Source organism: Aquimarina sp. 433 (assembly GCF_054054605.1).
This window is the reverse complement of the sequence record NZ_JBSWZK010000002.1, coordinates 204,829-230,953: the sequence shown is the minus strand read 5'-3', so window position 1 is coordinate 230,953 and position 26,125 is coordinate 204,829. Positions and strand designations below refer to the sequence as shown.

Sequence of the window (26,125 nt, the reverse complement as noted above, 5' to 3'; positions counted from 1 at the left end):
CGCGAAGTTTTGAGTATGGTTTTATGAGATTTATCGAATAAAAATTCCTTGTAAAAGGTGTCTTTTTCTTTGTTTCGTTTCTTTTGGACAAGCAAAAGAAATGAAAAGGATTATGTTTATGTTTCAAATTTAAAGCGATCTGTTATTAAACTCACATAAAATCGTAAATTTGCGGTCTTAATTTCAGATCATGAGTTACGACTTTAATACGATTGAAGCCAAATGGCAGGCTTATTGGGCAGAGAATGGAACATTCAAAGCTGAAAATAATAGCGATAAACCAAAATATTATGTATTGGATATGTTTCCTTATCCTTCTGGAGCGGGATTACACGTTGGGCATCCATTAGGATATATTGCCAGTGATATCTATGCGCGATATAAGCGTCACAAAGGTTTTAATGTATTACATCCTCAAGGATATGACTCTTTTGGATTGCCGGCTGAACAATACGCGATTCAGACTGGACAACATCCTGCAATTACCACCAAAGAGAATATTGCCCGTTACAGAGAGCAGTTAGATAAAATAGGGTTCTCTTTTGATTGGAGTAGAGAGGTGAAAACTAGTGATCCAAAATTCTATAAATGGACGCAGTGGATTTTTATCCAACTTTTTGATTCCTGGTATGATAATGATGTTGATAAAGCAAGAGCTATAAATGAACTGGAAGAAGTTTTTTCTAAAGAAGGAAATACAAATGTAAATGCTGTTTGTGATGAAGATGTGGTTATTTTCACTGCTGAGGAGTGGAATGCTTTTTCGTCTACAGAGAAACAAGAAGTCCTTTTAAAATATAGACTAACGTATCTGGCAGAAACCGAAGTGAATTGGTGTCCAAAGTTGGGTACTGTTTTAGCAAATGACGAAATTGTAAATGGAGTTTCTGAGCGTGGTGGTCATCCGGTGATTCGTAAGAAAATGACACAGTGGAGTATGCGAATTTCGGCATACGCACAACGATTGTTGGATGGGTTGGAAACTATTGATTGGCCACAACCTTTAAAAGATGCACAAACCAATTGGATTGGTCGCTCGCAAGGAGCAAGTGTTACCTTTAATGTAAAAGATCATGATGAAGTAATAGAGGTATTTACGACTCGACCTGACACTATTTTTGGAGTGAGTTTTATGACGTTGGCACCAGAACATGAATTGGTAGCTAAAATTACCACTCCAGAGCAAAAAGCAGAGATCGAAACATATATTGAAGCTACAGCAAAACGTAGCGAACGTGATCGTATGGCAGATGTAAAAACCATTAGTGGTGTGTTTACAGGAGCTTATGCAGAACATCCTTTTACCAAAGAACTTGTACCGATTTGGATTGGAGATTATGTATTAGCTGGCTACGGTACTGGAGCAGTGATGGCAGTACCTTGTGGAGATCAACGTGATTATGACTTTGCAAAACATTTCGGGATTGAGATTCCTAATATTTTTGATGGAGTAGATATTAGCGAAGAAGCTTTTGCGGATAAAGAAAAAACAATCATTGCAAATTCTGACTTTTTAGATGGTCTGAATTATAAGAAAGCAACCAAAAGAGCGATTTACGAATTAGAACAAATTGGTCAAGGAAAAGGTAAAATTAATTACCGATTACGTGATGCTGTATTTAGCCGTCAGCGATATTGGGGAGAACCCTTTCCAGTATATTATGTAGATGGAATGCCTCAGATGATAGATCTGAAACATCTGCCTATTGAGTTGCCAGAAGTAGAAAAATATTTGCCAACTGAAACTGGAGAACCACCTTTAGGTCGTGCTGATGTTTGGGCTTGGTGTACAGAAACCAATAAAGTGGTTAGTAATGAAAAAATAGATAACACTAGCGTTTTTCCATTAGAGTTAAATACAATGCCTGGTTGGGCTGGAAGTTCGTATTACTTTAATAGGTATATGGATCCGAATAATGATGAGGTAGTATTTTCTAAAGAAGCAATCAACTATTGGAAAGAGGTAGATCTATATATAGGAGGAAGCGAACATGCAACAGGACATTTATTATATGCGCGTTTTTGGCAGAAGTTCTTATTTGATCGTGAAATCGTTCCTGTAGATGAATTTGCTAAAAAGCTAATCAACCAGGGAATGATTTTGGGAACAAGTGCTATTGTGTATAGGATAAGTGGTACGAATAAATATGTTTCTAAAGGACTTAAGGATCAGTATAAGAATCAGATTGAAGAACTTCGCGTAGATGTAAATATGATTAATGCTTCAGATGAGTTGGATCCGAACGATTTAAGAAATTGGCAACCACAATTTGAAGATGCTGAATTTGAACTAGAAGATGGAAAATATATTGTTGGGCGTGAGGTCGAAAAAATGTCTAAAAGATGGTTTAATGTTGTAAACCCAGATGGAGTTTGTGAGCAGTACGGAGCAGATAGTTTACGCTTGTATGAAATGTTTTTAGGACCACTGGAGCAAGCAAAGCCTTGGAATACTGCGGGTATTACAGGAGTGCATGGATTTTTGAAGAAGCTTTGGAAACTATACCATAATGGAGAAGAGTTTGGAGTAACTGATGCGGAACCTTCTAAGGACAACTTAAAGACATTGCATAAAACGATCAAAAAAGTAGAAGAAGATATAGAGAATTTCTCTTTTAATACTTCGGTAAGTACGTTTATGATTGCAGTGAATGAATTAACTGCTCAAAAATGTAATGCCAGAGCTATTTTAGAACCATTATTAGTATTAGTGTCTCCATATGCGCCACATATTGCAGAAGAATTGTGGAGTAAATTAGGACATAATGATTCCATTGCTACAGCTGCATTTCCAATATTTGATGAGAAACATTTGGTGGAAAGCTCAAAACAATATCCGATATCTTTTAATGGAAAAATGCGTTTTACTATGGAACTTCCCTTAGATATGAGTAAAGAGGATATTGAAGCAGCAGTAATGGCTCACGAAAAGACACAACAACAACTTGCAGGACGAGAACCGAAAAAAGTGATCGTTGTACCCGGTAAAATTGTGAATATAGTAGGGTAATTTTTAGAAAGAAATTTATGTCAGTCTGAGCCTGTCGAAGACTTTTTTTGGTATTATAACACTTCGACAAGCTCAGTGTGACTATGATAGGCTTACAGTTTTTTATCAACAGATATGATCGATTCCATAGAAATATTAGGATTAATAGCCGCTGTATTAACTACAGTGGCTTTTTTGCCTCAAGTATACAAGACCTGGAAAACAAAATCTGCAGAAAGTTTATCGATGACGATGTTATTGGTTTTTGAAAGTGGCGTTCTTTGTTGGTTGGTTTACGGTTTTTTGATCGATAGCTTTCCTGTAATTTTGGCAAATGCGATTACTGCAGTATCAGGAATTTCTCTACTTTATTTTAAATTTCGTTATAAAAACTAAATAAAATTAACGACTCTCTTGTTTTTTAACAACTTTCAATATGTTTTCCTAAATTACGGATAAGATATTTTTTAAAGGTATTTTATTGTTTTATTTCAAGAAAACATCTATTTTCGACCCAAAATTAAGAATATGATAATTGGTGTTCCTAAGGAAATCAAAAATAACGAGAACAGAGTAGGTGTAACACCTGCCGGAACAATGGCACTCGTTAAAAATGGTCACACTGTTTTCATTCAGCAAAATGCTGGTCTTCAGAGTGGTTTTAGTGATGAAGAATATATAGAAGCTGGAGCTAAAATATTACCTACAATAGAAGAGGTTTATGCTACTGCTGAAATGATTATTAAGGTTAAGGAACCTATTGAACCAGAATATAAATTGATTAAAAAGGATCAATTATTATTCACATATTTTCACTTTGCTTCTAGCGAGCCTTTAACAAAGGCTATGATCGAAAGTGGATCCGTTTGTATTTCTTATGAAACTGTAGAAGATCCAGATCGTAGTTTACCTTTACTGACTCCGATGAGTGAAGTAGCTGGTAGAATGTCGATACAGCAAGGTGCTAAGTATCTAGAGAAACCATTGAAAGGAAGAGGAATTCTTTTGGGTGGTGTTCCAGGAGTTGCTCCTGCCAAAGTTTTAATCTTGGGTGGAGGTGTTGTAGGAACGCAAGCTGCTAAAATGGCAGCAGGAATGGGTGCTGATGTTACGATCCTAGATATTAGTATGAAAAGATTACGTTACTTAGACGATGTAATGCCAGCAAACGTAAATACTGAATTCTCTAACGAATATACTATTCGTAAACATATAAAAACTTCTGATTTAATCATTGGAGGAGTGTTAATTCCTGGGGCTAAAGCTCCAAAGTTAATCACACGCGATATGCTAAAGGATATGCGTGCGGGTACTGTATTGGTTGATGTTGCTGTTGATCAAGGTGGTTGTTTCGAAACTACAAAACCTACTACACATCAGGATCCTGTTTATATTATTGATGATGTAGTACATTATTCTGTGGCAAATATGCCAGGAGCGGTACCATATACATCTACTTTGGCATTAACCAATGTAACTTTGTCATATGCAATTCAATTGGCAAATAAAGGTTGGAAAGCCGCTTGTGCAGATAACGAACCACTTAGAAAAGGATTAAACGTTATTAATGGAGATGTGGTGTATCCTGCTATTTCAGAAGCATTTAATCTTCCTTTGGAAGATGTAAATAACTATTTAAGTTAAACTCGACTTATTGGCTAACTCAAGTTTATTTAACTGAAAACCTCGTCTTTATGGCGAGGTTTTTGCTTTTATTATTGTAACTTTAATCTTAAAAGTATTTAATTATGATGGGATATTATATCATAGCGGGTGTTATCTTTTTGGTGAGCTCCTATGTAAGCAATAAATTAAAAAGTAAGTTCAAACATTATTCAAGGGTGCAATTGCGTAATGGAATGAGTGGAGCAGAGATCGCTCAAAAAATGTTAGATGATAATGGAATCAGAGACGTACAAGTTATATCTACACCTGGTATGCTAACGGATCATTATAACCCTAGAAATAAAACTGTAAACCTTAGTGAGGGAGTATATAATCAACGAAATGCGGCCGCTGCAGCAGTAGCAGCTCATGAGGTTGGCCATGCAGTACAGCATGCTACAGCATATAGCTGGTTAACGATGAGGTCTAAAATTGTTCCTGCAGTTGGAATAGCTAGTAAGTTTTCTAACATTGTAATTATGGTAGGTCTAGCTTTGTCTGTAGGTGGTAGCGTATTCGGAAATCTTGTATTTCTACTTGGTATTATATTGTTCGCTGTTACTACTTTATTTACATTTATTACGCTACCTGTAGAGTATGATGCCAGTAATAGAGCGCTTGCTTGGCTAGAAGATGCTAATATGGTTACCAATGAAGAATATGATAGTGCCAAAGATGCTTTAAAATGGGCGGCAAGAACGTATTTAGTAGCAGCTTTAGGATCATTAGCTACGTTACTTTATTTTATTTCAATGTTTTTAGGAAGAAGAGATTAGTAATTGCGAAAACTCGTAGTTTTTCTTATTCAAAGATCAAATATGTGTATCTTTTGCCTTTAATTTTGATAGACTAACAATGTCGAATAAAAAGGTGATTGTTATTGGAGCTGGACCAGCTGGTTTAGCAGCGGCCTACCAATTGATGAAGAATAATGTGCAAGTGGTGGTTTTTGAAGCTTCTCCCTTCGTTGGAGGGATGTCCAGGAGCTTTGATCTTTGGGGTCAACGAGTAGATCTAGGACCTCATAGATTTTTTTCTAAAGACCCTAGGATTAATGCTTTTTTTGATGAATTGATTAAGGAAGATTTTACCCAAGTAGAGAGGTTAACAAGAATCTTTTACAACAAGAACTTTTTTGATTACCCGCTAAAAATTTTTAATGTATTGGGTAATCTTAGTCTTATAACTATCACAGGCATTCTCTATTATTATGCAAAACAACGGGTTTTTCCTATAAAGAATCCAGATACTTTCGAAAAATGGGTGACAAATCGCTTTGGTAAAAAGCTCTACACCATTTTTTTTAAATATTATACCGAAAAGCTTTGGGGCATTCCATGCTCCAAAATAGATGCAGATTGGGCGGCACAACGGATCAAAGGATTGTCACTTTTTGAAGCTGTTTGGAGTGCTTTTAAGGGAAATCGAGGAAATAAACATAAAACGTTGGTTGATGAGTTCTCTTATCCCAAAAATGGAACAGGAACGTTGTATGAACGTGCGGCTGAATATGTAATAGAAAACGGTGGAATTATCCATAAAAATACTCCAATTCAAAACATCGTTATTGAAGATGGTGTGTGTACAGGAGTAATCACTAAGGATGGAAAACAGTATTCAGCGGATCATGTAATATCTTCTATGCCTCTTACCTATCTATTGCATGGTATGAATGATGTTCCTGAAGAAGTTTTGAAGTCAGTGAACAGATTATATTTTCGAAATACTATTCTGGTATATCTAGAAATCGATAGGAAAGATTTGTTTGAAGATAATTGGATTTATGTGCATTCTCCAGAAGTGAAACATGGAAGAATCACCAATTTTAGGAATTGGTGTCCAAGTTTGAATAGAGGAAAGGAGACTACGATTTTATGTTTAGAATTTTGGGCTTTTGATTCGGACCCTATTTGGAAAGAGACGGATCAATATCTTGGTGATTTAGCAATCAAAGAGCTTAAGGCTTTGAAATTAATAGAAGAAACAGAAGTAATAGAAAATACGAAGATTGTAAGAGTTCCAAAATGCTATCCTGTGTATGAAATTGGATATAGATCTCATTTAGACATTATTGAAAATTATTTGATGGGGATCAATAAATTAACTCCAATAGGTAGATATGGAGCATTTAAATATAATAATCAAGATCATTCTATTTTAATGGGCATTCTTGCTGCTGAGAATATTGTAAACAATACTCATGTTGATTTGTGGAAAATTAATACAGATACAGAATATCAGGAAGATGGAGAGGTTAAAGATGTTTTGATCCAGTAAGATTTGATATTTTTATGAAAGAATTTATGCCGTAAATGGCAAAGAAAAAATAAAGAGGGTATATAGGTATTGTGAATCTAGCAGCTGACACTGGTCCTGAAATTCCAGCTAGGAATAAGATAAAAAACAACATTACGTAAAATATTAAATTTATGTTTTTGGCATTCTTAAGCCAAAACCAAATAAATCCAAGGAATTTTACAATGTTGAGTATCAAAATTATTACTAAAGAAATAATAAGAGGAGTTGGTTGAGTTTTTAAAAACTTAAACACCCCGAGAAATCCACCTTTATTAAAGTGGCTTAAAAAACCAACTTCCGAAATTTTGTTGGAATTCGGGTAAAAAAACATGAATAAATCATATCTGCCAGGATCAATAAAAAATTTTATAGAACCTCTTAGATGAAAGAAAAGATACGGTATTAATTCCTTGCTTAAATGATCTATGGATTGAGTTTTAATAAATTCTATTTTTTTCGGATACTCCGAGATCTCACGGGATTTTACCGTTATGTCATGATTGACCTTATTGGCATATTCTTCTCCATATTTGTTCAGATGAAAATATTTCAAATTATAATCTTTTAAGTTAACATGTTGAATACTTGAAAAATCATAAGAACCAGTTCGTTCAAAATTCCAATGACAATATAAGAGTACGATTACTATAGGAATAATAGAAGTAAGTGAAGTTAGCGTAGGTTTTAGAAATACTCTTTTGCAAAATATGAATGTTATTATGATGTTAGGAATTACTAAAAGATAAAAAACGGGTTTTGTTAGTAATAAAAGAGTAATCAATGATTGGTAAATAAGAAGATGTTTTGTTGACTTATATTTTAGAATAAGATTGGCTACATAGATAGTCAAAACAATTAAAAACTGCACAAAAATTTCACTCATTAGCATATTAGCATAGATGAATTGACTTAAAGAAAATATCATAAAAAGATATAATATGATCTTATTGATTTGCTCAAATTGATCTTCAAAAATTTTTTTCGTTACTAGAATACTGGAAATGGATAATAAACTTTGTACGATTATAATTGTAGCTTTAGATGTAAAAAATAAAGATGTAACTAGTAAAAAGATAGAATATAAAGGAGGTCTTCTTGTGTAATATCCGTAATCAATATTCTTAGAAAGGTCTCCACAATAAAATTCGAAATAATGACCAATATTTTTACTTAATTCTAGGTACTCTAGAGAATCAAGCATAGTAAGATAATTGTCATTTACTGTTTGATATATAATAAAAATAAGATGAATAAAGACTAAGAATTGCAAAAAGACATTTCTTTTGAAATAATTAAATATAGACATTCTTTTTGTTTATTAGATCTTTATTTGTCGACTAATTTGTTGATCTAAGGAAATAAAGGTTTCTGTTCGTGAAACACCTTCTATTGCCTGAATTTCTTTATTAAGAACATTCATTAAATGTTCATTGTCTTTACAAAGAATTTTAATAAAAATAGACCAATTTCCGGTGGTGTAATGGCATTCTATTACTTCTGGGATGTCTTTAAGTTGCTTTACAGCTTTAGGGTTGCTTACAGCTTTATCTAGATAAACACCGACAAATGCCATGGTTTTATATCCAAGTATCTTTGGGTCAATGATAAATTTTGATCCAGTAATAAGTCCTGATGCTTCTAGTTTTCTTAGTCTCTGATGAATAGCAGCTCCCGAAATGCCAATCTTTCTTGCAATTTCTAGGATGGGTCTTCGAGCATCTTCCATAAGATTGCGAAGAATCTCTTTGTCTATACCATCAATTTTTAAGTTGCCGTATTGCCCTTTCATAAAAAAGAAGTTTCAAATCTTAACCAAAAATAAGGTATTAGATATGAAATTGAAACTCTTGTAGGGATTATCCTTTTACACCATCAGGATTATAGCCCAGGTATTCTCGATCAATTTCTTTGAATATAATTCCGTATTCTTCTAGTTCTTTAAGAATTGGTGTGTATACTTCTTCCTGAATTGGTATTTGAACTCCTGGAGTTGTGATTTCTTTATTCAGGATTTTTAATGTAGCTATTGCAACAGGAAGTCCAACGGTTTTTGCCATAGCAGTATACTTTTGATCTTCTCCGATACTTACCATTGTGGCATCTATTTGTTTGCGCTCTCCATTTATTTCATAACCAAATTTATGATACATAACGATCATATCCTTATCTCCATGATCCAATGTCCATTTATCCATTAGTATTTTTTGCAGAATTTGCGCTGGTGTAGCATTTGGAATTCCAACTTTTTTATTGGTATTGAAAATATCTAACTCTAGTAATTTATCCCATATGATATCGTCCTGATCAATTTTGAGATAATGACGCAGTTTTAATTCCACAGAATCTGTAGGGGAATATGCAAGGAAAGAGTTCGTGAAATCTCGATAACTCATGTGTTCCGAGTTTTCTAATGTATAATCATCGGCAGTCATACCTAACTGCACAAAAATATTCCAGGCTTTAGAAAAACCAACTCTTCTAATAGTTCCTCTGTATAAAGTTAAAATATCATCTAAACCATAAATACTTTGGTATTTTAGAGAATTTCGATTGGCATAGGCTTCAAATCTACCATATTCTTCTACTTCCAAAAACTCAGTTCTTCTAAACAGTTTGTGATATGGGATGTATTTATAAGTTCCTTCTTGCAAGAACTCAGCAGCTCCTCCTTGTCCAGCAACAACTACATTTCTTGGATTCCATGTGAATTTATAATTCCAAAGATTAGTGTCACTTTCTGGTGCCACAAGGCCACCAGTGAAAGATTCGAATAATATTATTTTTCCGCCCTGATTTCTAATTCTGTCGATCACTTGCATAGCACTCATGTGATCGATGCCTGGATCTACACCAATCTCGTTCATGAAAACAAGGCCTTTATTGGTTGCTTCCTGATCTAGAGCTTTCATTTCATCACTTACATAAGAAGCTGTAACCATTGATTTTTCAAATCGAAGACAATCTTTAGCAACTTCTATATGAAATCTAGCAGGAAGCATAGATACTACAATATCGGCTGATTTTATGGCTTCTTCCCTCGATTTTTGATCAAAAACATCTAGAGCAATTGCATTGGTATTAGGATGATTTGCAGCAAGTTCTTCTGCATTAGTTAGGGAGATATCTCCGATAGTAATGTGTAAATTTTCAGAAGAAGATTTGTCTTGAAAATACTTGATTAAAACAGCAGTTGATTTACCTGCACCAATGACCAATATCTTTCTCATAACTAATGATTATTTTGATAACTTTGATACGAAAGTAATGAATACATCAAAAAGTAAGATCTTGATTTTGTAGTATTCGTTATGTTTTTCTCTAAAATATGTCTAAAAATCATTTTTTAAGCCAAAAAATGATCAATTGTTGCAAAAAAAAGAATGAATAAAACAATTTTGATTACTGGTGCTATATTAGCTTTATTAGCTGTTTTGTTAGGTGCATTTGGAGCACATGGATTGGAAAAATTAGTGGATGCCAAGAATATCAATTCTTTTCAAACTGGGGTTCGGTATCAAATGTATCATGCAATTGGTTGTCTTATCTTAGGAAATATGAATATGCTACAACAGCTTCATAGAAGACGTGTTTTTTATTTATTCCTAATAGGAATTATTCTTTTTTCGGGATCGATCTATTTATTAGTGCTAGATGAAGTACTGGGAATTTCTCTGGAAAGCATTGGTTTTATTACACCTTTAGGAGGTTCTGTTTTAATTTTGGGATGGATTTTCTTTATAATTTATCTCAGTAAGATTAAGTGATTTTTTTGACGGTTGGTGTACTTTTTATTTATAATTTTGCCACACATAACAAACACAACATATTTTTATGGAACCACTGTATCCAATTACGAAAACGATTTCGTTAAAGCATTACGGTATTGAAAATGCGACAATACGTTACCAATTATCTCCTGATGAACTTCAGGAAGAAACGGTACAAAAAAAACAAGGAAGAATTACAAAATCAGGCACACTTGCTGTTAATACAGGTGAGTTTACAGGTCGCTCTCCAATGGATCGTTTTATTGTAAAAGACCAAATTACTGAAGAAAAGATTTGGTGGGGTGATATTAACATTCCTTTTGAGCCAGATGCATTTGATGCTTTATATGATAAAGTGATTGCTTATCTTTCTGGGAAAGAAATATTTGTTAGAGATAGTTATGCGTGTGCAGACCCTGATTACAAATTAAACATTAGGGTGATTAATGAATATCCTTGGTCAAATATGTTTGCTTATAATATGTTTTTAAGACCAACGGAAGAGGAGTTAAAAGATTTTGATCCTGAGTGGACGGTGATTAATGCTCCTGGTTTTATGGCAGATGCTGCCGTGGATGGAACACGTCAGCATAATTTTGCTATTCTAAATTTTACTAGAAAAATAGCACTTATAGGAGGAACAGGTTATACAGGTGAAATTAAAAAGGGAATTTTCTCTGCTTTGAATTTTATCTTGCCAGTATATAAAAATACCTTGCCAATGCATTGCTCTGCTAATGTTGGTGAAAAAGGAGATACGGCGATATTTTTTGGATTATCAGGTACAGGAAAAACAACCTTATCTACAGATCCCGATAGAAAGCTTATCGGTGATGATGAGCATGGATGGACAAAAGAAAATACTATTTTTAATTTTGAAGGAGGATGTTATGCAAAAGTGATTGATCTGTCCGCTGAGAAAGAACCTGAGATATATGGAGCGATTAAAAAAGGAGCTATTTTAGAGAACGTTATTATAGATGATAACGGAGAGGTAGATTATTCAGATACTTCAATTACACAAAATACAAGAGTAAGTTACCCAATACATCATATTGAAAATATTCAGGATTCTTCTATTGGAAAAAACCCAAAAAACATTTTCTTTTTAACGGCAGATGCGTTTGGAGTAATTCCTCCTATTTCTAAGTTAACACCTAGTCAAGCAGCATACCATTTTATCTCAGGATATACAGCAAAAGTTGCGGGAACAGAGGCAGGAGTTGTAGAGCCTACTCCGTCATTCTCTGCTTGTTTTGGTGCTCCATTTATGCCTTTACACCCGGCGAAATATGCAGAAATGCTTATTGACAAAATGAAAGATACTGGAGTAAATGTTTGGTTGGTAAACACTGGATGGACAGGTGGTCCTTATGGTGTTGGTACCAGAATAAAACTGAAATATACGCGAGCAATGATTCAGGCGGTGTTAAACGGAGATTTAGGTCTGTATTCTTATGATAACTATCATATTCATTCGGTATTTGGGGTAGCACAACCAAGAGAATGTCCTGGAGTTCCTACTAGTGTACTTAGTCCTAGAGCAACCTGGAATGATGATGAAGCTTATTATAAGACAGCATTTAAACTAACAAATGCATTTAGAGAGAATTTTAAAAAGTTTGAATCTTATGCGAATGAAGAAATTCGTAGAGGTGGACCACAACGATATGCTTTTTAAATAAAAAGTAATAGATATTAAAAAGCCTGAAATTTAAATTTCAGGCTTTTTAGTTTTATATCGAAATAAAAAAAAATGTCTTATTTTTTATTAGCTTCTTTAATATATTTCTGAAGCGCCATGGTCATAGAAGGAGTTTCAGGCGTAGGAGCTTGAATATTCACTACCAAATCATGTTCTTCGGCTGCTTTTACAGTAGAATTACCGAAAACTGCTATACGTGTATTGTTTTGCTTAAAATCTGGAAAGTTTTCAAATAATGATTTGATTCCAGAAGGGCTAAAGAATACTAAAATATCATAAAATACATCGCGTAAATCAGAAAGATCACTCACTACTGTTCTGTAAAAAATAGCTTGTTTCCAGTCTACTTTTAATGAATTTAAAGTGTCTGGAATTAAAGGTTTTAATTGATCGGAAGAAGGAAGTAAGAACTTTTCATTTTTGTACTTTTTAATCAAAGGTGTTAGTTCTTGGAATGTACGTTTCCCTACATAAATCTTTCTCTTTCTATAAACAACATATTTCTGAAGATAATATGCTACAGCTTCACTCTGGCAGAAATATTTAAGAGTATCAGGTACTTTAAAACGCATTTCCTCAGCGATTCTAAAAAAGTGGTCAACAGAATTTCTACTGGTAAGTATAATTGCTGTGTATTGAGATAAATCTACCTTTTGTTGTCTCACTTCTTTCGCATCTACTCCCTCAACGTGAATAAACGGTATAAAGTCAATTTTTACCTTTTCCTTTTCTTCAAGATCGAAATAAGGCGAATTCTCTACTTTAGGCTCTGGCTGAGACACCAAAATCGTTTTCACTTTCATATATAATCTTTATTAGTACACGTATTCCTAAATTATACCATTAGTTTGTAAAGCATAAAATAGGGCGCGATTTCAAGTGCGCAAAGATACAAAATAAAATAAAACAAGTTCTTTAAAATAATGTTTTCATTTCGTTTATAGGCAGAAAAGAGAGTGATTAAGTTAAGTAGTACCAAAGATCCTATAATAATTAGAAGAACAATTTTTGAAGGTTTTGCAGTATAAATGAAGAATAAATTAAGAGGTAATAAAATTACGCCTAAAAAATTACGATATGATATTTTATAGAATAAATAATCGTCTATCAAGGATTCTATAGAAAAAACAATAGAAACAATTTTTTCGATTAAAATTTTGCATAGAAATACGAATAAATACAGTAAAGTGATCTTGAAATAGAATAACATATTTAATTCGTTTACTTTCCATTGAAAAGTTTCAACGCATAGATATGCAAATAAAGACACAGACAGTATTTGCACTAATATTAGTATTGCATTAAATGCATTAGAGAGTTTATTCCCCTTATGATTTAATACCACATATTTATTTGTGTTAAAAAGCATTGTAAATTCATGAAACAATACTGAGTTCATGAGTTTTGCAGTAGCTAACAATATAAAACATACCAGAAATATAATGGTAATCCAGTCGCTTGTTATAATTTCTCTTGTAATAACTTCCATAATTGATGCTCCAAAATTAAATCATAGTTGCTACATAAGAAAATGAAAATAAAGTAAATAAAGATGCAACACTAATTTCTTCTGGTAGTTATTTTATTAAACTATATTTTTACTGAAAAAAAACTGGAAATAATCTAGTGATTATTTAGTTATATTTGCCTGAAAATACCCAGATGGTAGACGCCTTAGTAATTATACCTACCTATAATGAAATTGAAAATGTAGAGCGTATTATTAAAAATGTGCTTGCATTACAGCGTGATTTCGATATACTGATTGTAGATGATAACTCTCCTGACGGAACTGCGGCAAAAGTTAAAGAGCTGCAAGAAATATATGGAGAACATTTGTTTTTATTAGAAAGAGAAGGTAAACTTGGTTTAGGAACAGCCTATATTACCGGCTTTAAATGGGCTTTGGAAAATTCGTATGAATATATCTTTGAAATGGATGCTGATTTTTCTCATAACCCTAATGATTTAATAAGGTTGTATAATGCTTGTGCCAAAGGATCATCTCATGTGGCCATAGGATCAAGATACGTAACTGGAGTGAATGTGGTCAATTGGCCAATGAGTAGAGTATTACTCTCTTGGTTAGCCTCAAAATATGTGCGTCTAATTACAGGTATGAATATCCATGACACAACAGCAGGTTTTGTATGTTATAAAAGAGAGGTTTTAGAAAAAATAAATCTTGATAAAATTAAATTTGTAGGGTATGCTTTTCAAATCGAAATGAAGTTTAAGGCTTATCTCCTTAAGTTTAAGATAAAAGAAGTCCCAGTAATTTTTACAGATAGAACACGTGGTGCTTCTAAGATGAGTAAAGGAATCATTTCAGAAGCCATTTTTGGAGTTTTGGGAATGAAATTAAAGAGTTTGTTTAATAGTTATGATATATAATTATGAATAGTGTATTGATTAAAAACGCGAACATTGTTAATGAAGGAAAAATTTTCAATGGAGACGTATATATAGAAAATGGGTTTTTCAAAGAAATTGCAGCACAGATAAGTGCAAAATCTCCAGATGTTCAGGTTTTTGATGCAGAAGGGAAGTACCTATTTCCTGGGGTAATCGATGATCAGGTTCATTTTAGAGAGCCAGGATTAACACACAAAGCAACTATCGAAACTGAGTCTAAAGCTGCTGTTGCAGGAGGAATAACTTCTTTTATAGAAATGCCTAATACAAATCCTCAGACAACAACGGTAGAAAAACTTGAAGAAAAGTTTGATATCGCAGCTAAAACTAGTTATGCGAATTATTCTTTTATGTTTGGAGGAACCAACGATAACTTAGAAGAGATAATAAAGTTAGACCCATCTAAAGTGGCAGGGCTTAAATTATTCCTTGGGTCTTCTACAGGAAATATGTTAGTGGATAATCCAGAAGTATTAGAAAAGATTTTTTCATCGACGGATTTAGTAATATCGGTTCATTGTGAGGATGAAGAGACGATTAGAAATAATACAGCAAAATATAAAGAACAATATGGGGATGATATTCCTATCGAAATGCATCCGGTAATAAGAAGTGAAGAAGCTTGTTACTTATCTTCTTCTAGTGCTGTAGCATTAGCTAAAAAAACTGGAGCTAGATTACATGTATTTCATCTTTCTACAGCAAAAGAACTGGAACTTTTTACCAATAAAATTCCTCTGAAAGAGAAAAAAATAACTGCAGAAGTTTGTATACATCATCTTTGGTTTTCGGATGAAGATTATAAGCAAAAAGGAACTCTTATTAAATGGAATCCCGCAGTGAAAACAGCTAAAGATCGAGATGCATTATTTGAAGCATTATTGGCAGATAAATTAGATGTAATTGCTACGGATCATGCGCCACATACAAAAGAAGAGAAGAGTAATGTATACACCAAAGCACCATCGGGTGGTCCTTTAGTGCAACATGCCTTGCCAGCGATGTTAGAGTTTTATCACAGAGGTAAAATTTCATTAGAAAAAATCGCCGAAAAAATGTGTCATAATCCAGCAATTCTTTTTCAAGTATCAAAAAGAGGGTATATTAAAGAAGGATATTGTGCAGATGCTGTTTTGGTAGATTTGAATGCGCCTTGGACTGTAAATTCAGATAATATTGCGTACAAATGTGGGTGGTCTCCTTTTGAGGGTACAACTTTTAAATCTAGAATTACGCATACTTTTATTAATGGAAGTTTGGTGTATAAGAACTTTAAGTTCTATGATGTTAAAAATGCACAAAGATTAACTTTTGATCGTTAAGAAAAGCTTCAATTTTATATTGATAAAACTTTTGAATTAGACAATAAAGTTGATGTGTGTAGTTCTCGGTTTTATGTTTAGTTCTTGATAATCATTAAAATTAAAATATGTGAAAAAAAGTTTTGTTTATAGTGCTTTATTATTGATACTCGTAGGGTTCTCTTGTCAAAATCTGGATAAGATTGATAAACCCGAAAACTTTATCGAGGAAGATAAGATGATTGAAATACTTACGGATATAGCTTTTGTGAAAGCTGCTAAAGGAAGTTATAAAAAGGTTTTTGATATCGAAAAAATAAATCCAGAGTTATATATATTAGAAAAGCATGGTGTAGATAGTTTAGTGTTTGCAGAAAACAATAGATGGTACATGAGTCAGCTGGATGATTATGAAGAAGTTTTTAAAAAAGTAAAAAAAAATATAGAGGTATCAAAAATCAAATTCGAAAAACTTAAGAAGGAAGAAGATTCGTTAAAAAAGATAGAAGACTCTATTAGAAGATTAAAAAAAGGTCTTAAAAATATAGATGAGTTATCAAGTGATATGGAGGAACTCGAATCTATTAAGGAAGAATTAATGAATATTGAAATGGAAGATGCTGTTAAAAAAAGAACTAAACCTTCTCCTCCTTCAGGAAAAAAGAAGCAGTAGTTTCTATAGCATTTTCTATTGGTAAGAAATCATAGGATAATTCCTTTTTGATTTTATCATTCTCATAGAAAGAATTTGTAAACGCACTTTTTATAGAAGACTTAAATAGAATTTTTTTAGTTCTAAAAAGGAAATGACTAAATTCTTGAATATAATATGCTATTTTCATCGTTAACGGAGAAACCTTCTTTTTGGGAATTGATTTTTGTAAAGCTTTTGCAATAAGAGTAAACGCATTTTTAAAGCTCAAATTTTCGGCAACTACCACATAACGTTGATTTTTAATAGCGCTATTTGTGAGACGATACATGATTTCTATTACATCCTCCACAGCAACATAGCCAGTAGTTCCATTGGTGTAATAAGGCATTCCCTTGTGTATTTTTTTAAATAAAAAACCACTTCCAGAATTGTAAAAACCACGACCTATAATTATTCCAGGATTTACAATGACTGCATCTAATCCTTCCTGAGTACCTCTCCATACCTCCATTTCTGCTCCATATTTAGTAATAGCATAAACAGAATCGGAAATTTCAGGATTCCATTCTGAGTTTTCATTAATAGGATTTTGTAATGCGTTTTCACTTAATGTTGCAATAGAGCTTACATAACATAGTTTTTGAACATTGTTTAATAAAGATAGATTTACAATGTTTGCAGTTCCTTCAATATTTGTTTTTCTTAATTTTTTGAAATGTGAAGGATTAAAAGAAATCATGGCAGCACAATGATAAACATGAGTGATGTCTACAAAGGCTTTAGTTAATTCAGGAATGTCATTCAGATCAGTTTTAATCCATTCAATAGTATCAAATGCTTCTCGATCTTCCGGATTACAGCACTTTAAATAGATGCTTTTTGCATAATCTTTTTTTGTTGCTGTTCTGTATGTGGCTCGTATCTGATGTTTTTCTTTTAATAGTTTGATCAGTAAATGAGTGCCCACTAAACCTGTTGCTCCGGTAACTAAAATCATTCTTCTTCTTCTGGAATACTAATGTAAACAATTAGCTATAAATATCTTTGCTCACTGTTCCTATTTTTTTGTTTCTGTACCATAACCCACCTAAAAAGATTATGATAATACTTGTAACTCCTATTGCTATCCAATACCAAAAAGGATTCGTCCCGAATTGGACAGGATCAGAATCTCCTAAAAGATAAAAACCTCCCCAATAGAAAGGGTGGATACGATTGATATTCGCATTTTTAAGATACTCTAATTTTGCCTGTTGCAGAGCTTGTGATTTACTCATGCCATTTTTTAGGTTGATATAAAAATAGGTCATTAAATCTGGAGTAGTCTGATCCGAAACATCCCAACTACTAAGCAATAAGCTCTTAGCTCCTGCATACTGAAACGCAGTTCCTAAACTCATAATCCCCTCTCCTTTCGCAATTTTTCCTGTACCTGTATTACAGGCGCTTAGAACTGTTAGTTCTGCTGGGATGTCCAATGCAAATAGTTCATGGCTATAGAGTAAATTATCTTCGATAGAGTCATTACTCTTTGTAAAAAATAGCTTTGAATTTTCTGGTCGCTCATTATCCACTTCACCATGTAATGCTAAATGTAAGATACTATAATTACTCACATTCTTTTTAAAATTAGTTTCAATAGCCTCCGATCCATAAAAATAATTTCCATTAATAATATTGGCAATGGCCTTAATTTCTTTGCGAGTTCCTGGCAAATCATTTGTATACTGAGTAAGATCTGATAAACTTATGGTATTTGAACTTTGTTTATCAATTTTATTAGAAAAAGAAAAGGCTAGACATTCTTCTTGTGTGTTTTTAAAATTAAATAAGCTTTTATCTCTATCCGAAAATAATAAGTTTGCGGAGTTGGCATAAGAAACAGTATAATCTTTTAGTAAATAGGATAGGTCTTTAGGGTTATTAGTAATGTCGTCTTTACTTAGTAGTAAATCAAAATTAAGATGCCATAAAGCACCATCTGGAACAATGATAAGTTCTTTGCCTAGAAGCTCATTTTTAATTGGAGCTATAAGGTCTTTATACAATAAATGAGCTATTTTCTTATATGTCTTTGTATTTCTATCGGTTATCGTCATTCTGAATTCCGAAACTTTTTCATTTAGATCAAATATCTTTAATTCTTTAACCGCAATTTTATTTTTGGTAATGATAAATGTGTATACAATATCATTGGCTATAAAAAATTCTAAAAGCGTAGATGTTGGGTGTAGCATTTCTTGGATATCATCTACTAATATTATGGAGTTTTGGTATTTTAATTTGTGGTATTTGGGATAGTTTGTTTTTAATACAAAGGATAGAGAGTCTTCTATAAGACTTAACTTATGTAATTTGTTTTCGTATTCCTGAATTTTAGACCCATCGATGTTTGCTTTGGATGTTTCTTCAACTATTCTAGATTGATAAAAAGCTCTATTAATCCTTTGGTTTTTTTCGAGTTCTAATAATTCAGGAGATAAGCCAGCAAACTCTTTAGTCTTTGATTCGTTGATTAAGTCCTTAAGTGTATTTGCTTTGCTTTTTTCTATTAGGTAAATTATTTTTTCAAGAGTATGCTTAGCTCCTATTTCCTTGTAAAACTGAAATTGTGCTTTGATAGCATCCGCATAAATAATTCTAGCACTTTCTGCGAATAAAATTTTCTCTTGATAATCTTGATAGGATTTTCGGATATAATTAATCAAAACATCAGCTTGATCATAGATCTCTAAACTTTTACATAGATCTTCAATATTCTCGTACTCTTCATATTTCGATAGAAGTGTAGTAGCTTTCCCCCTGAGTACGGTTAATAGTAATTTTAAATCATAATATTCGCTAGGATCAAAAACGTTTGTTCTTCGGGTATCATATTTTGATTTTCTATTAGCTTTTACGGCTTTATCATAGTAAGATATTGCTTTAGAAAAGTCTTTTTTCTTATCATACACTTTCGCAATGTTATAGTAGAAATCCGAAGTTAGTATATGTTTATTACCATAGGTTTTTTGAAATGTAATTAACCCTTTTTCATAGTATTGTAGGGCGTCTTCATATTTCTGTTTCTGAATATAAATATTTGCAATTCTTAGATTTAAGTTCACAATTTTTGGATCATTTTCATCTAAAACAGTTGAGTAGGCGTTAAGAGATTTTTGGTAATAAGATAATGAGATGTCATATTCTTTTCTATAGTCGTAGATGTCTCCAATATTAGCGTATAATTCGGCTACATTAATATTGTTTTCTCCATAAGCTTGTATGTGTATTCTTAAGCTTTCTAGATAGTTTGTAAGTGATTTTTCATACTTTTTTTGATCCCTGTAGAGGTTACCAATATTCTGATAACTCTTTCCATTTTCAATATAGTTTTCTCCAAACAGCTTAGTTCCTATAAGAATACTCTTGTTGTAATACTCTATTGCCTTTTCGTGTGCGCCGTTTTTAATGTAAACATCTCCGATATTGTCATAAGTAAAAGCGATCATATCCCTTTTTCTAGAATACTGGAAAATAAGCAGTGATTTCTCGTAGTTTTCTAGTGCTAAATCATATCGCAAAAGGTTTTTGTAGGTAACTCCAATATATAGAAATCCAGTTCCGGTATAAAAATGATACCAACCATATTTCTTAATCGATAGTCTTACAAAAGTTTTAAAATAATCAAGTGCAATTTCATGTTCCCCCAAGTTTTTATAAATAAGACCTATTCTATTGTAATGAATAATTATTTTTTCATGATTCTGACCATATATTTTAGATTCTACATCCAAAGCTTTTTTATAGTATTCTACAGAACGTTCAAGTTTCTTTTGTTCAAATAGAGATTCGGCTTTTTGTAGATATTGTGAGGCTAGTATCGTGTCCTTAGATGACTGTGCTAAAATTTGGCATAATGGAAGAAAAAGAATAGTAATATATACAATCTTAAGAGTAAAAAAATATTCCAGTCGTTCCATTGATGACAATATAAACATCCTTAATGTTAGATTGTTTAATTTTTATCTAAAACCTATCTTAAATCATGCATAGACAATAGGTGTTCTCAGATAAGCTTGTTATTTTAGATAGTTGGTTATGTACTTTTAAAATCAAAAATAGATAACCATTTATATTTATTTATAGTATAGCACATAAAAATGTTACTTTTACAGATAAATAAAAATTAAACTAATAAGGTAACAGATTGCTGTTTTAGGACATTAACCTATGAGTATTAATGATGATCGCAAAATTTTAGAAGGAATTCTAGCTGGTGATGCCAAAGCAATTAAGGCTTTTTACAAAAAAAACTTTAGTTACATAAAAGGTTTTGTTTTAAAAAATTCGGGAGACGAAGAAGATGCTGAGGATATTTTTCAGGATGCATTAATAGTTATTTATGAAAAATTAAAAGCAGGTACTTTGGATATACATTCCAACGTTACAGTTAGAACCTATCTTTATGCGATATGTAAGAACATGTGGAGGAGTCGATTGAGAAAGAAAAAGAAAATGATTGTAGATAATGAGGTGCTGGAAGAAAATGAAGGAATAGAAAAATCTATAAGTGAAGAGATCGAATACAAAGAGCGGGAGCATTTATATAGGAAGTATTTTCTTGCTTTAAGTGATTCTTGTAAAGAAATCCTGAATCTTGTTTTTGATGGTAATAACATGAAAGAAATTGCAAGTATAACAGGATATTCAGACGGATACACCAGAAAGAAAAAGTTTGAATGTAAGAAAGCGTTGTTAGAAAAATTAGAGAAAGACCCTATGTTTCAGGAATTAAAAATAACTTCTGTAAAAGATTAATGTGATGGAAAGAACTCAGGAATTATTTGAAAAAATAGAGCTTTATTTATCAAAAGAGTTACCTGCTCAAGAGGTTATCGCTTTTGAAAAGGAAATCTCTATGGATTCTGAGCTAGAACTCGAAGTGGAAAAGCATCGCGAGCTGCAACGAGTGTTAAGTGATACGGATACGCTTCTATTTAAAGAAAAGTTACATAAAATCAGTACAGAGATCAAACAAGAAAGTTCAGAAGAAAGTACTATTTCTTATTCATTATTCTGGAAAATAGCAGCTTCGATAGTAATTGTTTTTGGAGTTGGTACTTTATTATGGAATACGTTAAATACTTCAGGTGATTTTTCTGATTTATACGCTGCGTATTATGAAATATATCCTGTAGAAGATGTTATCAGAGGAAGTACTCAGGTAGAAAAAGATGTTATTATGAAAAGTTATGCAGAAGGTGATTACCAAAAGGTAGTAGCTATACTTTCTGATAATACTTCATTTCCATTAACGGAACAATTTAGATTGTATTTAGGGAATAGTTACCTCAACTTAGGAAAAGAGCAAGAAGCTTTGGAGCAGTTTCAGCAAATAGGTGATGATAGTAAATATTCAGAAAATGCCAAGTGGTATCAGGCCTTAACTTATTTAAAGCTAAAAGATGCTGAAAAATCTTCAGCCTTATTAAAAGACATTGTTGATTTTGATGGTGTTTACAAAGAAAAAGCACAGGAGCTATTAGCTAAATTAGAAGATTAATTTTTTCAATCAGTTGATACTAATTTCTACAGTATTCATAGGGCTATATAATCCATATTTTTATCTTTGCGCCATAATTTGAACACTACAAAAATGGCTGTAAATTTTATAGAAGAACTTCGTTGGCGTGGAATGTTGCATGATGCAATGCCTGGTACAGAAGAGTATTTATTAGAGCAGATGCGTGCGGCGTATGTAGGATTTGATCCAACAGCAGATTCTTTACATATTGGTAATCTAGTACCAATTATGTTACTGGCGCACTATCAGCGTGCTGGTCATAAACCTTTTGCTCTAGTTGGTGGTGCTACTGGAATGATAGGTGACCCTTCTGGTAAATCTGCAGAACGTAATCTTTTGGATGAAAATACACTTCGTCATAACCAAGAAGCTATAAAACTACAATTATCACAGTTTTTGGATTTTGAAAGTGATGAGCCTAATGCTGCCGTTTTAGTAAACAACTATGATTGGATGAAAGAATTTTCATTCCTTGATTTTATTAGAGATGTAGGTAAGCATATTACTGTAAATTATATGATGGCCAAAGATTCTGTAAAGAACAGAATTTCTTCAGAATCTTCTGATGGGATGTCATTTACAGAATTTACCTATCAATTAGTACAAGGATATGATTTCTTGCATTTGTATAAAGAGCATGATTGTACATTGCAAATGGGAGGTAGTGATCAGTGGGGTAATATTACCACTGGTACAGAATTGATCAGACGAATTGGAGGCGGTAAAGGGTATGCCCTTACGTGCCCATTGATTACAAAATCTGATGGTTCTAAGTTTGGTAAGTCTGAAGGTGGTAATGTTTGGTTAGATGCGAAAAGAACTTCTCCTTATAAATTTTATCAGTATTGGTTAAACACAAGTGATCAGGATGCTGAAAAGTATATCAAGATTTTTACTTTTCTAACGAAAGAAGAGATTGAAAACCTAATTGCCGCTCATAATGAAGCTCCACATCAAAGAATTCTTCAAAAGAAGTTAGCAGATGAGATCACTATTATGGTGCATTCTCAAGAAGATTTGGATAATGCGATCAAAGCTTCTAATATATTGTTTGGTAAATCTACATCAGAAGATTTAAAAGGGTTGGATGAAGCTACTTTCTTAGATGTATTTGATGGTGTGCCGCAAGCAGAAATATCTAAAGATAACATCAGCAATGGTGTAGATATTATTGGAGCATTAGCGGAACATACGGGGTTTTTAAAATCAAATGGAGAAGCAAGACGTGCATTGAAAGAAAACTCTATTTCTGTGAATAAAGAAAAAGTAAAAGAAGGGTATTCTATCACTTCTGATGATTTAATCAACCATCAGTTCGTTCTGTTACAAAGAGGAAAGAAAAACTATTTTGTGATTAGAGCAGTATAAAGAAACAACAAAACCACATAAAAAAACAAAGCCTGCAAGAATCTCTTCTTAGCAGGCTTTGTCAACTAACCAATCAATTATTGAAAAAAACTTAACGTTCTATATGTTTATCGAGAATTTGCTCGATTATTTTTTTGCTTTTATTTTTTGCCAATTCTCATCGGCTTTATTTTTTAAGGCTTCTGCACCTTCATCATTCCATTTGGTCAATGTGTTTATTCCCCAGGAATTATAGAATAAGTACAGTTTACCATCTCTTATTTCATAGGTTTCAGGATCAATATCTACCTTTTCCGCTTTTGCTCCAATTGCGTAGGCACAGTAACCTCCATATTGCGGGACAAATTTTTCTGGATTCTTTTTAAATGCATCCAAATTTGCCTGACTTGCGAATTTATATTTCACATTGTCATGAGTAGTAGTGTATTTACTTTCTCCCTTCACAGCTTTATTATTAAAGTATTCTGTTACATCGTATCCTTCTGCGACAAAACCTTTTTTTAGATTGTAATCAATCTTCTGTGCTGTTAAGTTAGCGGCTAATCCTAAAAACAGTAAGATTAAGAACTTTTTCATTCTGAGTAATGTTTTTTTGTTGTTACACCCATTCAGTCGTAAAAAAAACAGGACATTACAATTTTAACATAATTATAAGTTTTTAATATGTGTTAATATCCAATTTGATATGCGCTGTATACTAAAACCTATACATTTATAAATACGTGTGAACACTTTCTATGTTGCATAAAAAGATCATAAAAGAATCTTAATTGTATAGAATAAAATGAGAAAAGTGAGATTACAATACCATTAGGTTACATCCTCTAATATCACTATTGTCGAATCTGCCAAGAATTTCGAAACTTCCATCTACGTAAGTTTTACCCAGATCTTGTGTGGCAATAAAGGAACAAGAATTAATATTTGCTAAGTCTATAATATTAATTCCACCCGTTTTGTTGTGTTTTAATAAAGTGAGGGCATCTTCTGGATCCCGAGTATATATTTTCATCCAAGGAGGACAATTAAAAAGACCATTGCCTCTAGAGTAGGCTTGTGATAATAATTCGGTCATTCCATATTCGCTATGAATTTTAGAAACACCAAACCCTTTTTTTAATACTTCATGTAATTCTTCTCGGACTATTTCTTTACGCCTACCTTTCATTCCTCCTGTTTCCATGATTACAATATTATCATTTAAATGGAGGGAGTGTTGCTCTGCAATATCTAAAAGTGCAAAAGAAACACCAATTACTAATACTTTCTCTTGTTTTTCTGCTAGCTGATTGATGGTTTGAATCAGTGTATCTATTTCATTAAGATAAAAGCCACTATTAGGTTTGTTACTTGCTTTTATCAATTGATCAGCCATATATACTAAGGAAGAGCCTTCTCTTTCTAAGTATGAAGGTAATAAAGCCAAAACTGTATAATCTGAAATGTCTCCGTAAAAAGAATGAAATGCCTTTCTGAAGCTGTTTTCATAAATCTTTAAATTCGTAATGTAGTGCTTGCTGGTAATACTTCCAGTGGTACCACTACTAGTAAAAATCTGTTGCACATCTGCTGGAGAACTTACAATAGTTTCTTTTTTGAAAAATTCTATCGGAAGAAAAGGTATTTGTGTAGTTCGGGTTACTGAGTTTTTTGTTATTCCTAATAAGTTGCAAAAACGTTGGTATACTTTGCAATGAATGTATTGATGATGAAAAACTCTTATGGCTATCTCTTCAAATTCTGAGTCATTTTCAATTTCAAAAATTCTGTCGGATAGCATAAATTTTTTGGTGTATTTTTGAAACAAAGGTATAAAAAAACACCCTTTATAAATAGGGTGTTTTTTAAGTATTATGGGTTATAATATGCGTTCTCTCGATATCACAAAATATAGTCTATACAGATGGTGTAATTATTGTCTAATTAATTTTTTAGAAAAAATCTCCTTACCAGATTTAATCTTCAATACATATACACCTGGTGGTAGCGCAGAAATATCCAATTGTTCTCTTGTGGTAATTACTTTAAATAAAACCGTTTTTCCTAATACATTAAAAACTCTACACGTTATTGATTTTCCAGATTTGGAAGTGATGTTTAAAACATCTCCTGTAACCGGATTTGGAAATATACTAATTTCTTCTTGATCCTTTATTTCAATGGATGATTGCGCCTGAACTCCCGTAGAAGAGGAGAGGACAAAAATGCCGATAAATATGAGTAGTAAGTAGATTTTCTTCATAAAACTTTATTTTGGGACTATAAAAGTACAATATTTTATTAAAAATAGAGTTAGGGCAACCATTTTTAAATGTTAAATATGTACAAAATAACAAATTTATTTTCACATTTATGGTATATCCTTTTCATAATTAAGGTTTTTCTTTTTTGTTGTC

23 protein-coding genes are annotated in these 26,125 nt (G+C 32.6%); 13 read left to right on the top strand and 10 right to left on the bottom strand.

Annotated elements, in window-relative coordinates:
• Positions 1–190 precede the first annotated feature (190 nt).
• From leuS to ACWNT5_RS05030, 5 genes are all read left to right on the top strand, one after another.
• Positions 191–3,010 carry a leucine--tRNA ligase gene (leuS, locus tag ACWNT5_RS05050; RefSeq protein ID WP_456516803.1) on the top strand — a complete coding sequence of 940 codons (2,820 nt, stop codon included), beginning with the start codon at positions 191–193 and terminating at the stop codon, positions 3,008–3,010.
• Between the two features lie 114 nt (positions 3,011–3,124).
• Positions 3,125–3,385, top strand: coding sequence for a SemiSWEET family sugar transporter (locus tag ACWNT5_RS05045; protein WP_456516802.1), 261 nt, complete (start codon positions 3,125–3,127; stop codon positions 3,383–3,385).
• Between the two features lie 132 nt (positions 3,386–3,517).
• Positions 3,518–4,633: an alanine dehydrogenase gene (gene ald / locus ACWNT5_RS05040; protein WP_456516801.1), complete on the top strand. Its 1,116-nt coding sequence runs from the start codon at positions 3,518–3,520 to the stop codon at positions 4,631–4,633.
• A gap of 104 nt (positions 4,634–4,737) precedes the next feature.
• On the top strand, positions 4,738–5,430 hold the full coding sequence (locus ACWNT5_RS05035) for a zinc metallopeptidase (RefSeq protein WP_456516800.1): 693 nt from the start codon (positions 4,738–4,740) through the stop codon (positions 5,428–5,430).
• A 79-nt stretch (positions 5,431–5,509) separates the two neighbouring features.
• On the top strand, positions 5,510–6,931 hold the full coding sequence (locus ACWNT5_RS05030) for an FAD-dependent oxidoreductase (protein ID WP_456516799.1): 1,422 nt from the start codon (positions 5,510–5,512) through the stop codon (positions 6,929–6,931).
• Here the strand turns inward: ACWNT5_RS05030 and ACWNT5_RS05025 are convergent.
• The 3 genes from ACWNT5_RS05025 to ACWNT5_RS05015 all read right to left on the bottom strand — a co-directional run bounded on the left by ACWNT5_RS05025 (position 6,909) and on the right by ACWNT5_RS05015 (position 10,179).
• Positions 6,909–8,258, bottom strand: coding sequence for a hypothetical protein (locus tag ACWNT5_RS05025; RefSeq protein ID WP_456516798.1), 1,350 nt, complete (start codon positions 8,256–8,258; stop codon positions 6,909–6,911). The genes ACWNT5_RS05030 and ACWNT5_RS05025 overlap by 23 nt on opposite strands.
• Positions 8,259–8,270: 12 nt before the next feature.
• Entirely contained in the window at positions 8,271–8,741 is a 471-nt protein-coding gene (locus ACWNT5_RS05020) for an Lrp/AsnC ligand binding domain-containing protein (protein WP_299605089.1), read from the bottom strand.
• A 67-nt stretch (positions 8,742–8,808) separates the two neighbouring features.
• Positions 8,809–10,179 carry a saccharopine dehydrogenase family protein gene (locus ACWNT5_RS05015; protein WP_299897819.1) on the bottom strand — a complete coding sequence of 457 codons (1,371 nt, stop codon included), beginning with the start codon at positions 10,177–10,179 and terminating at the stop codon, positions 8,809–8,811.
• Positions 10,180–10,332: 153 nt separating this feature from the next.
• Between ACWNT5_RS05015 and ACWNT5_RS05010 the strand changes: the two genes are divergently transcribed.
• Together ACWNT5_RS05010 and pckA are read left to right on the top strand one after the other, a co-directional pair.
• The gene (locus ACWNT5_RS05010; protein WP_456516797.1) at positions 10,333–10,716 is read left to right on the top strand and encodes a DUF423 domain-containing protein; all 384 of its coding nucleotides are present in this window, start codon (positions 10,333–10,335) and stop codon (positions 10,714–10,716) included.
• Between the two features lie 67 nt (positions 10,717–10,783).
• A complete protein-coding gene (gene pckA, locus ACWNT5_RS05005) occupies positions 10,784–12,400 on the top strand; it encodes a phosphoenolpyruvate carboxykinase (ATP) (protein ID WP_299605097.1) in 1,617 nt (538 codons plus the stop codon).
• An 80-nt stretch (positions 12,401–12,480) separates the two neighbouring features.
• Here pckA and ACWNT5_RS05000 read toward each other — a convergent pair whose 3' ends face one another.
• Together ACWNT5_RS05000 and ACWNT5_RS04995 are read right to left on the bottom strand one after the other, a co-directional pair.
• Complete coding sequence (locus ACWNT5_RS05000; RefSeq protein WP_299605100.1) at positions 12,481–13,227, bottom strand: uroporphyrinogen-III synthase; 747 nt, start codon at positions 13,225–13,227, stop codon at positions 12,481–12,483.
• Positions 13,228–13,259: 32 nt separating this feature from the next.
• Positions 13,260–13,913: a DUF4271 domain-containing protein gene (locus ACWNT5_RS04995; RefSeq protein ID WP_366141450.1), complete on the bottom strand. Its 654-nt coding sequence runs from the start codon at positions 13,911–13,913 to the stop codon at positions 13,260–13,262.
• A gap of 173 nt (positions 13,914–14,086) precedes the next feature.
• Between ACWNT5_RS04995 and ACWNT5_RS04990 the strand changes: the two genes are divergently transcribed.
• From ACWNT5_RS04990 to ACWNT5_RS04980, 3 genes are all read left to right on the top strand, one after another.
• The gene (locus tag ACWNT5_RS04990) at positions 14,087–14,818 is read left to right on the top strand and encodes a polyprenol monophosphomannose synthase (protein ID WP_299605103.1); all 732 of its coding nucleotides are present in this window, start codon (positions 14,087–14,089) and stop codon (positions 14,816–14,818) included.
• Positions 14,819–14,820: 2 nt separating this feature from the next.
• Positions 14,821–16,161 (top strand): dihydroorotase, encoded by a 1,341-nt coding sequence (locus tag ACWNT5_RS04985; protein WP_299605105.1) that lies wholly within the window; start codon positions 14,821–14,823, stop codon positions 16,159–16,161.
• Positions 16,162–16,270: 109 nt separating this feature from the next.
• On the top strand, positions 16,271–16,813 hold the full coding sequence (locus tag ACWNT5_RS04980; protein ID WP_456516796.1) for a DUF4296 domain-containing protein: 543 nt from the start codon (positions 16,271–16,273) through the stop codon (positions 16,811–16,813).
• Here ACWNT5_RS04980 and ACWNT5_RS04975 read toward each other — a convergent pair.
• Together ACWNT5_RS04975 and ACWNT5_RS04970 are read right to left on the bottom strand one after the other, a co-directional pair.
• A complete protein-coding gene (locus ACWNT5_RS04975) occupies positions 16,776–17,792 on the bottom strand; it encodes an NAD-dependent epimerase/dehydratase family protein (protein ID WP_299605109.1) in 1,017 nt (338 codons plus the stop codon). The two genes, ACWNT5_RS04980 and ACWNT5_RS04975, sit on opposite strands and share 38 nt — an antisense overlap.
• Positions 17,793–17,823: 31 nt before the next feature.
• Positions 17,824–20,757 carry a CHAT domain-containing protein gene (locus ACWNT5_RS04970; protein WP_456516795.1) on the bottom strand — a complete coding sequence of 978 codons (2,934 nt, stop codon included), beginning with the start codon at positions 20,755–20,757 and terminating at the stop codon, positions 17,824–17,826.
• 250 nt (positions 20,758–21,007) lie between these two features.
• On the opposite strand from ACWNT5_RS04970, the gene ACWNT5_RS04965 reads away from it, so the two are divergent.
• The 3 genes from ACWNT5_RS04965 (at position 21,008) to tyrS (ending at position 23,729) form a co-directional block, all read left to right on the top strand.
• Positions 21,008–21,595, top strand: a complete 588-nt coding sequence (locus ACWNT5_RS04965) for an RNA polymerase sigma factor (RefSeq protein WP_456516794.1) — start codon at positions 21,008–21,010, stop codon at positions 21,593–21,595.
• 4 nt (positions 21,596–21,599) lie between these two features.
• Positions 21,600–22,340 (top strand): tetratricopeptide repeat protein, encoded by a 741-nt coding sequence (locus tag ACWNT5_RS04960; RefSeq protein ID WP_456516793.1) that lies wholly within the window; start codon positions 21,600–21,602, stop codon positions 22,338–22,340.
• 93 nt (positions 22,341–22,433) lie between these two features.
• Positions 22,434–23,729 carry a tyrosine--tRNA ligase gene (gene tyrS, locus ACWNT5_RS04955; RefSeq protein WP_456516792.1) on the top strand — a complete coding sequence of 432 codons (1,296 nt, stop codon included), beginning with the start codon at positions 22,434–22,436 and terminating at the stop codon, positions 23,727–23,729.
• Positions 23,730–23,855: 126 nt separating this feature from the next.
• On the opposite strand, the gene ACWNT5_RS04950 is transcribed toward tyrS, so the two are convergent.
• The 3 genes from ACWNT5_RS04950 to ACWNT5_RS04940 form a co-directional block, all read right to left on the bottom strand.
• The gene (locus ACWNT5_RS04950) at positions 23,856–24,305 is read right to left on the bottom strand and encodes a YHS domain-containing (seleno)protein (protein WP_299605119.1); all 450 of its coding nucleotides are present in this window, start codon (positions 24,303–24,305) and stop codon (positions 23,856–23,858) included.
• Positions 24,306–24,528: 223 nt separating this feature from the next.
• Positions 24,529–25,509, bottom strand: a complete 981-nt coding sequence (locus ACWNT5_RS04945) for a LuxE/PaaK family acyltransferase (RefSeq protein WP_299605121.1) — start codon at positions 25,507–25,509, stop codon at positions 24,529–24,531.
• 132 nt (positions 25,510–25,641) lie between these two features.
• Positions 25,642–25,971 carry a T9SS type A sorting domain-containing protein gene (locus ACWNT5_RS04940; protein ID WP_299605123.1) on the bottom strand — a complete coding sequence of 110 codons (330 nt, stop codon included), beginning with the start codon at positions 25,969–25,971 and terminating at the stop codon, positions 25,642–25,644.
• Between the last annotated feature and the right edge of the window lie 154 nt (positions 25,972–26,125).

What these genes read in the sequence shown, in the direction of transcription:
- ACWNT5_RS05030 (WP_456516799.1), top strand. Translation starts at nt 5,510, where the DNA reads ATGTCGAATAAAAAGGTGATTGTTATTGGAGCTGGACCAGCTGGTTTA.
- ald (WP_456516801.1), top strand. Translation starts at nt 3,518, where the DNA reads ATGATAATTGGTGTTCCTAAGGAAATCAAAAATAACGAGAACAGAGTA.
- ACWNT5_RS04975 (WP_299605109.1), bottom strand. Translation starts at nt 17,792, where the DNA reads ATGATTTTAGTTACCGGAGCAACAGGTTTAGTGGGCACTCATTTACTG.
- ACWNT5_RS05020 (WP_299605089.1), bottom strand. Translation starts at nt 8,741, where the DNA reads ATGAAAGGGCAATACGGCAACTTAAAAATTGATGGTATAGACAAAGAG.
- ACWNT5_RS04985 (WP_299605105.1), top strand. Translation starts at nt 14,821, where the DNA reads ATGAATAGTGTATTGATTAAAAACGCGAACATTGTTAATGAAGGAAAA.
- ACWNT5_RS04945 (WP_299605121.1), bottom strand. Translation starts at nt 25,509, where the DNA reads ATGCTATCCGACAGAATTTTTGAAATTGAAAATGACTCAGAATTTGAA.
- ACWNT5_RS05025 (WP_456516798.1), bottom strand. Translation starts at nt 8,258, where the DNA reads ATGTCTATATTTAATTATTTCAAAAGAAATGTCTTTTTGCAATTCTTA.
- ACWNT5_RS05035 (WP_456516800.1), top strand. Translation starts at nt 4,738, where the DNA reads ATGATGGGATATTATATCATAGCGGGTGTTATCTTTTTGGTGAGCTCC.
- ACWNT5_RS04995 (WP_366141450.1), bottom strand. Translation starts at nt 13,913, where the DNA reads ATGGAAGTTATTACAAGAGAAATTATAACAAGCGACTGGATTACCATT.
- ACWNT5_RS05045 (WP_456516802.1), top strand. Translation starts at nt 3,125, where the DNA reads ATGATCGATTCCATAGAAATATTAGGATTAATAGCCGCTGTATTAACT.
- pckA (WP_299605097.1), top strand. Translation starts at nt 10,784, where the DNA reads ATGGAACCACTGTATCCAATTACGAAAACGATTTCGTTAAAGCATTAC.
- ACWNT5_RS04960 (WP_456516793.1), top strand. Translation starts at nt 21,600, where the DNA reads ATGGAAAGAACTCAGGAATTATTTGAAAAAATAGAGCTTTATTTATCA.
- ACWNT5_RS04940 (WP_299605123.1), bottom strand. Translation starts at nt 25,971, where the DNA reads ATGAAGAAAATCTACTTACTACTCATATTTATCGGCATTTTTGTCCTC.
- ACWNT5_RS04965 (WP_456516794.1), top strand. Translation starts at nt 21,008, where the DNA reads ATGAGTATTAATGATGATCGCAAAATTTTAGAAGGAATTCTAGCTGGT.
- ACWNT5_RS04950 (WP_299605119.1), bottom strand. Translation starts at nt 24,305, where the DNA reads ATGAAAAAGTTCTTAATCTTACTGTTTTTAGGATTAGCCGCTAACTTA.
- ACWNT5_RS05010 (WP_456516797.1), top strand. Translation starts at nt 10,333, where the DNA reads ATGAATAAAACAATTTTGATTACTGGTGCTATATTAGCTTTATTAGCT.
- leuS (WP_456516803.1), top strand. Translation starts at nt 191, where the DNA reads ATGAGTTACGACTTTAATACGATTGAAGCCAAATGGCAGGCTTATTGG.
- ACWNT5_RS04970 (WP_456516795.1), bottom strand. Translation starts at nt 20,757, where the DNA reads ATGGAACGACTGGAATATTTTTTTACTCTTAAGATTGTATATATTACT.
- tyrS (WP_456516792.1), top strand. Translation starts at nt 22,434, where the DNA reads ATGGCTGTAAATTTTATAGAAGAACTTCGTTGGCGTGGAATGTTGCAT.
- ACWNT5_RS04990 (WP_299605103.1), top strand. Translation starts at nt 14,087, where the DNA reads ATGGTAGACGCCTTAGTAATTATACCTACCTATAATGAAATTGAAAAT.
- ACWNT5_RS05000 (WP_299605100.1), bottom strand. Translation starts at nt 13,227, where the DNA reads ATGAAAGTGAAAACGATTTTGGTGTCTCAGCCAGAGCCTAAAGTAGAG.
- ACWNT5_RS05015 (WP_299897819.1), bottom strand. Translation starts at nt 10,179, where the DNA reads ATGAGAAAGATATTGGTCATTGGTGCAGGTAAATCAACTGCTGTTTTA.